Source organism: Synechococcus sp. R50.1, assembly GCF_047462115.1.
Lineage (GTDB): Bacteria > Cyanobacteriota > Cyanobacteriia > Thermostichales > Thermostichaceae > Thermostichus.
Window position 1 is genome coordinate 19949 of the sequence record NZ_JANSIN010000009.1, and the last position, 12424, is coordinate 32372.

Genomic DNA, 12424 nt, shown 5'->3' on the forward strand with positions numbered 1-12424 from the left:
CGATTAGGAACCAAATCTAGAGTTGAGGGGATTGCTTGAGCGGTGGGTCGGCTTTCTCAAGAGCAACGGCACAGGCTTTTAATTCCGGCTGTCCGGAATCGGGACAACTGATGTCATGGGTAAGGGCATTACACTCGGCTTGTTCTGCCCAGAGGGATCCCCAGTGCATGGGCACAAACACTGTTCCAGGGGCGATGTTGGCAGTTATCTTGGCCGGGAAATAGGCCCGTCCGCGGGCAGAACGCACTTGAACCCAATCTCCATCTTGGAGGCCCAGCTTTTCCGCATCGCGAGGATGGATTTCAATAAAGGGTTGGGGGTGCATGTGCTTGATTTTTTCAATCCTGCCGGTACGGGTTTGGGTGTGCCAATGGCCGTAAAGCCTGCCCGTGGTTAATACGTGGGGAAACTGGGGATCCGGCGGCTCTGCTAGGCCACGGGAAGGGTGGGGGATAAAGCGGGCGCGGCCATCGGGGGTCGGGAAACGCCAATCTGTGTAGAGGCGAGTGGACTTAGGGGCCGAGGTTCTTTCTTTGGGATAAGGCCATTGCTGAGGGCCTTGTTCTGCCAAAAGGGCATGGCTGAGGCCGGAGTGATCGCAGAGGCGATTTGCGGTAAGGGCGGCAAATTCTGCATAAACCTCTGCCGCGGTTTGGAAGGAAAATTGCGCTTCAAAGCCCAACCTGCGCCCCACTTCAGCAAAGATCTCCCAATCGGGTCGGGCTTCGCCAGGGGGATCTCGAAAGGCTTGACAAAGGGTAACCCTGCGCTCGGAGTTGGTCATCACCCCGGTTTTCTCGCTCCACTGGCAGGCGGGCAAAAGCAAATGGGCATATTCTGCCGTTTCTGTAGGGTAATAAGCCTCTTGATAAACGGTAAAGGGAGACTTTTTCAGGGCTTTTTTAACCCGTTCCAGATCGGGGAAGCTCACCAAAGGATTGGTGGCCACAATCCAAAAGAACTGCAGGGATCCCGTCTCCAGAGCGGCAATCATCTCGGTGGCCCTCAGTCCTGGGTGGGGGGAGATGGAGCCGCCGGGCAAACCCCAAGCCTGCTCCACCTCTGCCCGATGCTGGGGCTGGCTCACCAGCCGATATCCCGGCAGCAGATGGGATAACCCCCCTGCCTCTCGACCGCCCATGGCATTGGGCTGGCCGGTCAAGGAAAAGGGGCCGGTCCCCGGTCGGCCAATTTGCCCAGTCAGGAGATGCAGGTTGATTAAGCTGGTGATCTTGGCGGTGCCCTCACTGGACTGGTTTAGGCCCATCGACCAAAGGGATAGAACTCTCTGGGATCCCTGCCAAAGCTTGGCTGCTTCGATCAAATCCTCGGTGGCAATTCCACAGCGCTGGGCTACAATCTGCGGCTCATAATCGGCCAGCAAAGCTGCATATTCGGCAAAACCTTGGGTGCAGCCCTCGATAAAATCGGTAGCCATTGATCCCCACTTCAACAGCAAATGGGCAATCCCATTGAAAAGATCGATATCCGTACCGGGGCGAATTTTTAAGTGGAGATCGGCAGCTTCTGCTGTCTGAGTGCGCCGGGGATCCACGACCACCATTTTGAGGGGGGATCCGGGCTTGTGCCGCTTCTTCAAGCGATTAAAAAGAATGGGGTGGCACTCGGCGGTGTTGGTGCCCACCAGAAAAGCCAGATTGCAGAGATCGAGATCCTCATAGCAGCAGGGGGGACCGTCGGATCCCAGGGATTGGGTGTAGGCCGAGACGGCTGAGGACATGCACAGGCGCGAGTTGGTGTCAAAATTATTGGTGCCCAGGCAGCCCTTAATGAGCTTTTGAGCAACGTAATAGTCTTCAGTGAGCAACTGCCCCGATCCATACATAGCCATGGAGTGAGGGTTGTCTTTGAGGCAGCGCAGCCGAGAAACCATCTCCTCAAAAGCCTGATCCCAAGAAATGCGACGAAAGGGCTGGCCCAAGCTCTCCCGAAACAGGGGAGAGAGCAGCCGATCTCGACCAACTGCCTCCAGAACCGTAGCCCCCTTTACACAGACCATCCCCAAGCTGGAAGGATGCTCCCGGTCGCCTCTCATTTTCCAGTCACCTGAGGCTGTCGAAACCGCCTCCAATCCACATCCCACACCGCAATAGGGACATAGGGTTTTGATGACAGCTTTTTCCGACTCCATCGCGGTCACCATGAGTTGGGATCCCTATTAAACGCCCAATTCTCTCGCATTTTGGATCCCTTAGCTGAGAAGAGCGGCAACTTGGATCTCCAAGCCAGGTAATACAACCTAGCTCTTGTCAGTGTCCTGTTCAGCTAGCCAAAGATGGCCATCTTGAGTTTGGATAAAAACGTATTTGCTTCTGGGAAAAATCAGCCAGACTTCCAGTACATCGGAGCTGAGATACTCTTGGGCTTTTAGGAAAATATCTTCTCCACAGTCGGTTGGAGAGAAGATCTCCTCAACCAGAGGATAGCTCCGTGGCAGTGTGGCAATATCCTCTCCAAATTGCTGGATTAAATCTGGAGATGAGTAGGCAGCATCAGGTCTTCTGACTCTGCCTTTGGTTTGGCCGGGAGCCTTCACCAAAACCATACCCCCCAATGGCTGACATTCAACATAACCGAGCCAACGGAAGAGAAGTCGGGTTTGGATCTTGGCATGCACTAAGGTTTGCCCCACTTTCTCCACAATGTAGCCATCTACCCATTCGGTTTGGGCAACTGGATTGGCCAGATAGTCGGCAAGGGTTTTGGGCAAGCTAGAGACCCGCTCCTCCATTGGGAGATCGGTTGGAACTACCTGAACCGGAGCAGTGGCCATCAACTTCCCTCTCCAAGTATTTTGAACCCTAGCTCAATCCCCTCCATGGGCAAAGCGGCGATAGAGGAAGTCAAGGGCGCGGTTGCGCAATTCGTAGAACTCGGGCATTTCCATAATGCGGGAGCGGATGCGCGGTCGCTCGAAGGGAATGGTCAAGATCTCGCCGATATGGGCAGCGGGGCCGTTGGTCATCATCACCACACGGTCTGACAAGTAGAGAGCCTCGTCGATGTCGTGGGTAATCATCAAAACTGTGCAGCGGTGATCCCGCCAAATGGCCAGCAGCTCATCTTGTAGATCTTCCTTGGTAATGGCATCCAAGGCCCCAAAAGGCTCATCCAAGAGCAAAACTTCTGGACGAACGGCAAGAGCACGGGCAATGGCTACCCTTTGCTTCATGCCTCCAGAAAGCTGCTTGGGCCGCTTGTGGGCTGCTTCCGCCAAACCTACCAATTCCAGATGTTCTTGAACAATTTCCCTTTTTTCCCGCCGGGATTTGTTTGGGTAAACCTGATCCACCACCAGATAAATATTTTCAAAGGCAGTCAGCCAGGGCAAAAGGGAATAATGTTGAAACACCATCATCCGATCTGGCCCTGGGGAAGTGATGGGCTGGCCCTTGAGGGTAATGGATCCCGAAGTGGGAGTCGAAAAACCCGCCACCATGTTGATCAAGGTGGATTTGCCACAACCCGAGTGGCCAATAATGCAAACAAACTCACCGGCAGCCACTTCCAGATTGATATTTTCCAGCGCAACGAAAGGCCCTGCTGAGGTGAAGTAGGTCTTGCCCACATTCTGAAGACAAAGAAGGGGCAGTCCTGCAACCGGAGATGCAGAAGATAGCGGTGAGGAAGATAGGCGAGAACTGGTCATCATGGTGTTTTCCAATTGAGGGGCTAAGGTAACAAAAGCTAAACTTCGCTGAGCCGGTACTCCTGCAGTTTCAGGTTCTGCCGTATGGCTACAGACTCTAGGTAGGCAACGGGATCCTCTCCGTCAAAGCGGGATCCATCGCCAAAGAGCAAAGCTCCGCGGTCATGGGCCCGATCCGGCAGGCCCAGTTCTCTGGCGGCTAGGGCGTAGGTTTCGCTGTCCAGAACTTGGTCGAGAACCGAAACCCAATTGCGGGGAAAAGCGCAGAGTCCCCAGCGAGCCATTTGCGTCAGGATCCAGAGGTGTTCCAACCTTTCCGGACAGGTGTTGCGCCCGTTGGCAAACTGGTGAAAACCGGTGAGGGCTTGGGATTCATCGGCAATTCCCCGCTGCAGAATACCCGTCCACCCCGGCTGCAGATCCTCCAGGGCCACGCCCACATACTGGGGCTGAGCCAGCCACTCCAAGATCTCAGAACGGTGCTGCGGCTGATCGCAGTATTGGCAAGCTTCCAGTAGTGCCTTGACCAGAGCTACATGGGTGCGGGGGTAGTTTTGCGCCCAATCCTGGCGCACTGTCAGCACTTTTTCAATGTGGCTGGGCAAGATTTCGGGAGTGGTGGTGACGATAAATCCCAACTGTTCCCGCACAGCGCGGGAGTTCCAGGGCTCGCCGACGCAGTAGCCGTCGATGTTGTCGGCCTTGAGATGGGCCACCATCTGCGGGGGTGGGATCACCGTCAACGTAACGTCCCGATCCGGATCCACCCCCCCACCGGCCAGCCAGTGCCGCAACAGGAAGTTTTGCATGGAAGCCGGATGAACCACTCCCAGGGTGTGGACTGTGTCGGGGGTGTGGTTGAGGTATTGGCGAAAATCCGCCAGGCTTTGAACGCCTCGCTCCAAAAGTCTGCGCCCAAAGGTAATGGCGTTGCCGCCGCGGGAGAGGGTTAGCGCGGTAATCAAAGGCACCGGAACTCCCCCTACTCCCAAGGTGGAAGCCAACGGGATCCCGGCCACCACCATAGCCGCGTCCAGCCGACCGGAGCGGATCCCTTCCCAGATGGTCTTCCAGCCTGGCTCTCGCACCAGGGTGACCTGCTCCAGGCCGTACTTTTGAAACAGGCCCTTTTGCTGGGCCACCACCAGAGGCGCGCAGTCGTTGAGGGGCACAAAGCCAATCTCCAAATTGACCTTCTCCAGGCCGTGTTTGGCAATGGCCACGCGAACAGGCGTTTTTTGGCGAGCCCGCTTTTGCTGGTTGAGAAAGTAGATCATCTCTCCCCTCAGGCTGTAGTAGTCGGGGTGACGCACCACTTCCAAACGATGGCGGGGTCGAGGAAAAGGGATCCGCAAAATCTGGCCAATGCGGGCCTCCGGGCCATTGGTCATCATTACCACCCGATCCGAAAGCAGCAGCGCCTCATCCACATCGTGGGTAACCATGACACAGGTGAGCTGCTCCGCCTGGGCAATCTCCATCAGTTGCTCCTGCAGGTTGCCGCGCGTCAAGGCATCCAGAGCGCCAAAGGGCTCATCCAACAGCAGCACTCGCGGACGAATGGCCAAAGCCCGGGCAATGGCTACCCGCTGTTTCATCCCTCCTGACAGATGGGCCGGTCGCTTGTCGGCTGCCCCCTGCAACCCCACCTGGCGGATGTGCTCTTCCACAATCCGGTCCCGCTCCGCTTTGGGAAGGGATCCCAGCACCTCGTCCACGGCCAGGGCAACGTTCTCCCGCACGGTCAGCCAGGGCAGCAGGGAATAGTTCTGAAACACCACCATGCGATCTGGGCCGGGATCCGTAACCTGTCGGCCCTCCAGGAGAATGCCCCCTCGGGAAGGCTTTTCCAGGCCGGCGATGATGTTGAGCAGGGTCGATTTGCCACAGCCGGAGTGGCCAATTAGCGAGACAAATTCCCCTTTTTGGATCTCCAGGTGGATGTCTTTCAGGACAGGATAGACCTCTCCGTTGTCGAGGAGATATTCCTTGTCGACATGATCCACTTCAATGTAAGGCTGAGTCTTCATGATTCCCCTGAGATGATTTCTGAGAGCATGGAGAAATTGTCAGCAACCAATCTAAAACTCGGCCAAGCTCATTTAGTGATCCTCAGCCACCACCAGCGAGCCAATCCAAGCTGTGATGCGATCCAGCAGAAGACCCACCATCCCGACATAGATCAAAGCCAGAATGATTTCGCTGATGCGGGAGCTATTCCAGGCATCCCAGATGAAGAACCCGATGCCCACACCGCCAATCAACATTTCCGCTGCCACAATGGCCAGCCAAGACAAGCCCACCCCAATGCGCAAGCCGGTAAAAATGTAGGGCACAGTTGCCGGGAAAACGATTTTGAAAAAGTACTTCCAGCCGGACATGCGCACAATTCTGGCCACGTTGCGGTAGTCCTGAGGGATCTGCTGTACGCCGACAACGGTGTTGATCAAAATGGGCCAGAGGGCCGTAATGAAGATTACAAAAATGGCGGAAGGGTTGGCATCTCGAAAGGCAGCCAAAGAAATCGGCAGCCAGGCCAAAGGCGGCACCGTGCGCAACACCTGAAAAATGGGATCCAAAGCCTCGTACAGCCAGCGATTGACCCCGATGATCATGCCGCCCATAACCCCTACCAGGCCAGCCAGGGCAAACCCAATGAACACCCGCCGCAAGCTGGCCCAAATTTGCCAGAACAGCCCTTTGGCATTGCCGCCATAGTCAAAAAAGGGATCTTTAATGAGAGGATCCCAGGTGTCCTGCCAAACTTGGAGAGGCGTGGGCAAATTGGCTCCGGGACGGCTGTAAATGATTTGCCAGAGAATCAGGACGAGCAAAATGGCCGTAGCGGGCAACAGAATGCGACGCAGCGCTTTGTGGATTTGGACTCTTTGCCGCCAAGCAGAAGAAGGTGCAGAACTGGCGGGAGAACCGATTCCGGTACTGGACTGAAGAACAGAACCTTGGCCGGTTTTCAGCAGCCAGTGGCCTAGGTTAACCAATAGAGGAAGCAGGATCCGAAAGAGGTGGTAGCCCAACTGTAGGGCAGAGTGGAAAATCCTCATGGCTTGCTGGGAGTAAGGTTGAAGTCAACTTAAGAGGATCCCAAGAGAGAAGGGGTTTCAGTTGAACAGTCTTTGTGGGGACTATGGGATCCCTTCTCTCCTGGACAGAGGGTTTGCAGCTAACTTGCTGGGGAAAGTTGGGAAATTAGGCCAGCTTCTTAATCGCCAATTTCTCCAGGTAGGCGGCAGGATTTTCGGGATCGAACTGCACCCCGTCGAAGAAGGTTTCCACTCCTCGAGAGGTGCTGGGGGGAATGGCTGCCCCCTGACCAATGGCTTTGGCAGCTTCTCGCCAGAGTTCTTCCCGATTCACCCGCTCCACCAAGGCTTTGGTATCGGTGTCGGCAGGCAGATAGCCCCAGCGGATGTTTTCGGTCAAAAACCAGAGATCGTGGCTCTTGAAGGGGTAGGAAGCGTAGTTCTGCCAGAACTTCATCAGGTGGGGGCTGTTTTCAACGACCTTGCCAGTGCCGTAGTCAAAAGTGCCCCGAGAACGGCCCAAGATATCGGGCACAGGCACCCCCAGCCAGCGGCGGTCGCCGATGATGCGACACATCTCCTCTTTGTTTTCCATCTGGTCGCACCAGATCTGGGCTTCTAGCACCGCTTTCAACAGGGCAAGGGTGGCTTTCGGGTGCGCATCCACCCAGTCGGCCCGCAGGGCAAAGGCCTTTTCCGGGTGGCCGTTCCACAGCTCGCCGGTGGTGAGGGCACTATACCCCTCTTTTTGGTTCACCAGCTGGGCATTCCAAGGCTCGCCCACACAGAGGGCTTCCATGGTTCTGGATTTCATATTGGCCACCATCTGCGGCGGCGGCACCACAATGACGGAGACGTCGCTAGTGGGATCGATCCCGCCTGCGGCCAGCCAGTAGCGCATCCATAGGTCGTGGGTGCCACCAGGGAAGGTCATCGCGCATTTGGGATCTTTGCCGGCAGCTCGAAGCTCGGCAAACTTGGCCTTGAGGGGGGAACTATCCAGGCCGATTTGCAAATCTCGATACTCGTTGGAAATGCTGATGCCCTGACCGTCCAGATTGAGACGGGCCAAAATGTACATAGGCACCGGCTTGCCATCGGTAACTTTGCCGGTGGTGATGAGGTAGGGCATGGGGGTGAGGATGTGTGCCCCATCGATGCCGCCGGCGGCGGATCCCAGCACCAAGTTGTCGCGGGTGGTGCCCCAAGAGGCCTGCTTGACCACCTCTACGTCCTTCATGCCGTACTTGTCAAAGAACCCCTTTTCTTTGGCGATGATCAGGGGGGCCGCGTCGGTTAGAGCGATGAACCCCAGCTTGGCGCTGGTGGTTTCGGGAGTATCGGCCTGCGCCACCCAGTAGCCTTTGCCCAAGGATTGCGATTGGGCGCGCGGGATCCCAGCCGTGGCCGCCCCAGCCGTGAGAGCAGCCACCCCGGCCAAAAATTGCCGACGGGAGACGGGAGAGGAAGTGCTGAACAGCTTAGACATCGAAACCTCCAAGATTTACAACGACGAAGAAAGAAAAACTTTCAGGACGGCAACAGAACCGCTAGCGGGTTACCAAAACAGAAGCCTGGGCGGCGGACGGATGCTGACGCGGCCTGGCCCCAAAGTGCTCCCTGAGTAACTCCACCAAGACCGGCTTGAGGTCTTCGCAAGGGATCCCTTTGCGCACGCATTCGCCCAGCTTGGCGTCTTTGCCCACCTCTCCCCCCATGTAGATGTCCACGGCCTCCACCACCCTGCCGTCCTTGCGAGCAGTGGTGCCCATAAGGCCGATATCGGCTACTTGGGGTTGGCCGCAGGAGTTGGGGCAGCCCGTCCAGTGGATGCGCACCGTTTGGGGGATCTCCAGCTCCGCCTCCAGCTCCTCCATCAAGGCCACAGCCCGGTTTTTGGTCTCGATAAGGGCAAAGTTGCAGAACTGGTTGCCCGTACACGACACCAGCCCCCGCTGCAATGGCCCTGGGTTGGGAGAGAACTTCTTCAAGAGCGGCTCTTTGAGGAGCGGGGCCACTCGGGAGTCGGGCACATTGGGGATGAGCACGTTCTGCTCCACTGTCAGCCGCAGCTCCCCGGAGCCGTACACCTCCGCCAAGCGGGCCAGCTCCATCATCTCCAGGGCGTTGAGCCGCCCCACCGGCACATGCAGGCCGACAAAGTTGAGGCCCGGCTGCTTCTGGGCATGCACCCCCAGCAGATCCCGCTTGTGCCAGACCACCTCATCTTTTTCCGCTGCCCTGAGCAGAGGGTGGCCAGTCTGGCGCTCCACAGCCGCCCGGAACTTCTCTAGGCCCCACTCGTCAATGAGCCACATCAACCGCGCCTTTTGCCGGTTGGCCCGCAGGCCGTGATCCCGGTAGACCAGCAGCACCGCCTCACACAGGGGAACCACATCGCGGGGATCCACCCAGACATCCAGGCCGATAGCCTCGGCGCAGCGGCGAGCAGAGAAAAAGCCCCCCACCAGGACGTTGAAGCCCAGACGGCCATTTTTGAAGGCGGGCACAAAGGCCAGGTCGTTGATCTCCGCATGCACGGAGTTGTCACGACAACCGCAGAGGGCGATGTTGAACTTGCGCGGCAGGTTGCTGAAGGAAGGGTTGCCCTCGCCGTTGTTGGTAACCATGTCCTGCACCTTGCGAGTGAGGCCGCGCACGTCGATCAGCTCGTCCGGGTCAATACCGGCCAGAGGGGATCCCGTGATGTTGCGCACGTTGTCCATGCCCGACTGGATGCTGGTCAGGCCTACCTCTTTCAGGTAGCCCAGGATCTGGGGCATTTCCTCGATGGGGATGCCCCGCAGTTGCAGGTTCTGCCGGGTGGTGATGTCGGCTACGCCCTGTTCTCCATAGGGGTGGATGATTGCGCCCAACATCCGCATTTGGCCGCTGGTTAGGATCCCATTGGGCAGGCGCAGCCGCAGCATGAACTGACCTGGGGTGCGCTTGCGAAAGAAGATCCCCAGCCACTTGAGGCGGTGATCCCGGTCGTCTTCAGGAATGTTCTCCCAACCCATCCGGGCAAACGCCTCCAGCTCGGCCTTGACCGCCAGCCCATCCTTTTCGCTTTTGAGGCGTTCAAATTGGTTCGCCATGATCGCTGCCGTGGGGTGAACACTGGCTACCCTAGCGATGACGAACCGTTAACTTTGGTATTGGCCGTTACACTTTGTAACAAGTTATGCAGTTTTGTCATTCTCGAATTGCGCTTTATGCATAAAGTCAGGCTTCTAGGAGCAGCAGACCCCTCTTTCCCCTTTGGGAAAGGGGCTGGGGGTGAGGAAAAGCTAGTTGAGAGGGTTGAAAGAGTTGAAAGGCTCCATCTGCCAGAGCAGACGGGGCGGGATCCCCAGCCCTTCGGTGAGGGGTGCGGGCCGTTGGGAAGTTTGGGGATCGCAGTCGTAGAGAGCGGTGGTGTAGCGGTAGCTGCGGGGGGGGCCACCGTTGAGGCGAATGCCGCTAATTTCAAAGGTGTAGTTGCGATTGGGCTGGATCGAACCCACGGAGTAGGTCAAAGTTTCCAGGCCATAGGCGGGATCCCCCACGCGGAGATCTCCAACAGGCACCGGCTCGCCGCTGAGGGCATCGGTGATGCGGACTTGGGCTTGGCTGAGATCAGCCTTGCCGCTACGGCTGGGCACCGAGAAAGACCAGCGGTAGGCAGACAGGGGCTGGCCGGAAAACCCTTCTAGGCGGTAGAGGTAGCCGTCTTTCTCCGGGAAGGCGATGAACTCTGGATCTGGCACGGACTCGTCAAAACCGAAGATCCAGTTGGCGTTGGCCTGGGTCACCCGTCCAGCCCGTGGGTCAAAGACAATGCCGTAGGCCCCCTGGGCGTACTGAGGATACAGGTTCCAGCGGCGATGCCCCACATCCACAAAGTTTTCTCGACCTGGCTCGGCAAAATAGATGTCCACCTGCCGCGCCAACACCCGGCCTGGATCGGGGCCGTTCAGCTCTAGGATGGGCCCAACCGCCAGGTTGCTGAAGCGGGATCCCGCCTCCCCAGCAGGGGTAAAGCAGCGCCAAGAAGGGGGCGGCTGGTGGCTGAGAGTACCATTGGCTACCTGCATCAAGGCCGCTTGCTGGGCGGCTTCTAGGAACTGAGGATTGAGCTTCACCGGCGGTAACTGGTGCAACAGCCGTAGAAAATTCAGCCGATCCATCATCTTTTGGGCTGCTGCAGGCGTAAGGCGACCGGGGTTGCAGGTAGCAACCTGGGGCTGTTCGGCGTAAATAGGCCCCGTGAAGCTGCGGGTCTGGCGATCCAACCGGCACAGGAAGCTGGCAATCGGCACTTCCCCTGCCCGCGGTGGCTCCATCGAGGTAGGGGATCCTCCACAGGCCGCCAGCAGACAAAGACAAAAGATCCCCGCGATCCTCAAAGCCCAAAGCTGAACCAACTTGGGCAACCGCTGCAAGGGCATGCAAAAACCAGCCGAATTATGAGCCGGTGGGGGTGGGGGTGATGCTGGGGGGGCTGACGGTGCTGCTGCTGCTCTCGCCACAAGCAGGCAACAAGCCCAGACAGGCAAACAGGGCTAAGGCCGCCAAAAGCTGGTGGGTCACTTTGGGTTGCAACGTAGCCATGACAACAAACCTCCCAAATGCTGTTGGGTTTGACTCTGTTCTATCACCTGGCCGAGTGGGCCACAGCGTCAAAACTCATGCCGACAAGGGTATAACTTAAGCCCAAGTCAAGGAATGCTCACCCAAGTCGGCTACATCCACTAGGACTGGGATCCAAGCCCACTTTTTCTCTCCACCCATAGTGGAGTACGGATCCCCACAACTGATACATTCACGCTGAACTCTCCTGAACATGGTTCAGGAAAGAAGCGATCGCATCCTGCCTATCTCTGTTCGCGTCAGCGGGACGGAGTCCAAGCAGGAAGGCGGTATCCCGCAAAGCCCTGAGGAATACCCCCCGAGCGCTTTCCCCCTTCACTTCCCGGCAACCGTTGCGGTGGACTCAAGGATCAGGGGGAAACTTGGTCTACTATATCCCTCTCAATGACTTTTGCCAAACCGCCTAAAGCTCAGTAAATTCAGCAAAGTTCAGGGTTTTGGGGGTTAGAGGCATGCTCTTCTTGCGCTCAAGCGAAAGATTGCTGTGATCAATGCTGCTTTTTGCCCGATTGATAAGGGATCCCCAAAAGCTTGTCAGGGGGTGATCTGGAACTCCAGGTTGTAGGTTTGGAGTAAGTTTATGGTTTCGTGATCGGTGATGTTGGTGTCGGCCAGCTCCAAGTTGTAGAAATCGATGAACTCTTCGTGGTCAAAATAGGGGCCGGCATGCCAAGTGCCCATCTCCAGCTTGATAAAGCGATCCCCAGGCACCCGAAAGGCTTGAATCTGATCCACGCGCAGCTCATCGGCAGGGGGTGCAACACCAATAAACCACTCCTTGCCATTGAGGGATCCCAGGCACTGGGTGCAGCGGATGTGGTGGGTGATCTGAGTAAACTTGAGGCCGCGGCGAGGCAAGCGCATGATGTAAAAGCGGGGCTGCCCTTGATTCAAGAACAACTGAGCATCTTGACTGTCGAAGGGTTTGTGATCGGGAGTGGGGCAAATGACCTGTCCGTAGGGGGCAAAGTTTTCCGGTTCAGCGAGATGGGCCTTCAGTTGGCGCAATTGGCTGGTCACCCTGCTCTTCTCCTTTGCGTTTGACGAGCTGTCTTGTGTCTCACTGTTGCCCTACAACGTG

10 protein-coding genes are annotated in these 12424 nt (G+C 57.1%); all 10 read right to left on the minus strand.

Features of this window, described 5'->3' with window-relative positions; translation table 11 throughout:
* Positions 1–16: 16 nt before the first annotated feature.
* The gene (locus NW870_RS04120; protein WP_414374090.1) at positions 17–2152 is read right to left on the minus strand and encodes a molybdopterin oxidoreductase family protein; all 2136 of its coding nucleotides are present in this window, start codon (positions 2150–2152) and stop codon (positions 17–19) included.
* Between the two features lie 108 nt (positions 2153–2260).
* Positions 2261–2794, minus strand: coding sequence for a Uma2 family endonuclease (locus tag NW870_RS04125; RefSeq protein WP_414374040.1), 534 nt, complete (start codon positions 2792–2794; stop codon positions 2261–2263).
* A 33-nt stretch (positions 2795–2827) separates the two neighbouring features.
* On the minus strand, positions 2828–3670 hold the full coding sequence (locus NW870_RS04130) for an ABC transporter ATP-binding protein (protein ID WP_414374091.1): 843 nt from the start codon (positions 3668–3670) through the stop codon (positions 2828–2830).
* Positions 3671–3708: 38 nt separating this feature from the next.
* Positions 3709–5700 carry a nitrate ABC transporter ATP-binding protein gene (locus NW870_RS04135; protein WP_414374041.1) on the minus strand — a complete coding sequence of 664 codons (1992 nt, stop codon included), beginning with the start codon at positions 5698–5700 and terminating at the stop codon, positions 3709–3711.
* A gap of 72 nt (positions 5701–5772) precedes the next feature.
* Positions 5773–6732: a nitrate ABC transporter permease gene (gene ntrB / locus NW870_RS04140; RefSeq protein ID WP_414374042.1), complete on the minus strand. Its 960-nt coding sequence runs from the start codon at positions 6730–6732 to the stop codon at positions 5773–5775.
* Positions 6733–6877: 145 nt separating this feature from the next.
* Entirely contained in the window at positions 6878–8200 is a 1323-nt protein-coding gene (locus NW870_RS04145) for a CmpA/NrtA family ABC transporter substrate-binding protein (protein WP_414374044.1), read from the minus strand.
* Between the two features lie 61 nt (positions 8201–8261).
* On the minus strand, positions 8262–9809 hold the full coding sequence (locus NW870_RS04150) for a ferredoxin--nitrite reductase (protein ID WP_414374046.1): 1548 nt from the start codon (positions 9807–9809) through the stop codon (positions 8262–8264).
* 192 nt (positions 9810–10001) lie between these two features.
* Positions 10002–11141, minus strand: coding sequence for a CAP domain-containing protein (locus NW870_RS04155; protein ID WP_414374048.1), 1140 nt, complete (start codon positions 11139–11141; stop codon positions 10002–10004).
* A 16-nt stretch (positions 11142–11157) separates the two neighbouring features.
* The gene (locus tag NW870_RS04160; protein WP_187147246.1) at positions 11158–11304 is read right to left on the minus strand and encodes a hypothetical protein; all 147 of its coding nucleotides are present in this window, start codon (positions 11302–11304) and stop codon (positions 11158–11160) included.
* 573 nt (positions 11305–11877) lie between these two features.
* Positions 11878–12363 carry an ureidoglycolate lyase gene (locus tag NW870_RS04165; RefSeq protein ID WP_414374049.1) on the minus strand — a complete coding sequence of 162 codons (486 nt, stop codon included), beginning with the start codon at positions 12361–12363 and terminating at the stop codon, positions 11878–11880.
* Positions 12364–12424: the final 61 nt, after the last annotated feature.

What these genes read in the sequence shown, in the direction of transcription:
- NW870_RS04120 (WP_414374090.1), bottom strand. Translation starts at nt 2,152, where the DNA reads ATGGAGTCGGAAAAAGCTGTCATCAAAACCCTATGTCCCTATTGCGGT.
- NW870_RS04125 (WP_414374040.1), bottom strand. Translation starts at nt 2,794, where the DNA reads ATGGCCACTGCTCCGGTTCAGGTAGTTCCAACCGATCTCCCAATGGAG.
- NW870_RS04130 (WP_414374091.1), bottom strand. Translation starts at nt 3,670, where the DNA reads ATGACCAGTTCTCGCCTATCTTCCTCACCGCTATCTTCTGCATCTCCG.
- NW870_RS04135 (WP_414374041.1), bottom strand. Translation starts at nt 5,700, where the DNA reads ATGAAGACTCAGCCTTACATTGAAGTGGATCATGTCGACAAGGAATAT.
- ntrB (WP_414374042.1), bottom strand. Translation starts at nt 6,732, where the DNA reads ATGAGGATTTTCCACTCTGCCCTACAGTTGGGCTACCACCTCTTTCGG.
- NW870_RS04145 (WP_414374044.1), bottom strand. Translation starts at nt 8,200, where the DNA reads ATGTCTAAGCTGTTCAGCACTTCCTCTCCCGTCTCCCGTCGGCAATTT.
- NW870_RS04150 (WP_414374046.1), bottom strand. Translation starts at nt 9,809, where the DNA reads ATGGCGAACCAATTTGAACGCCTCAAAAGCGAAAAGGATGGGCTGGCG.
- NW870_RS04155 (WP_414374048.1), bottom strand. Translation starts at nt 11,141, where the DNA reads ATGCCCTTGCAGCGGTTGCCCAAGTTGGTTCAGCTTTGGGCTTTGAGG.
- NW870_RS04160 (WP_187147246.1), bottom strand. Translation starts at nt 11,304, where the DNA reads ATGGCTACGTTGCAACCCAAAGTGACCCACCAGCTTTTGGCGGCCTTA.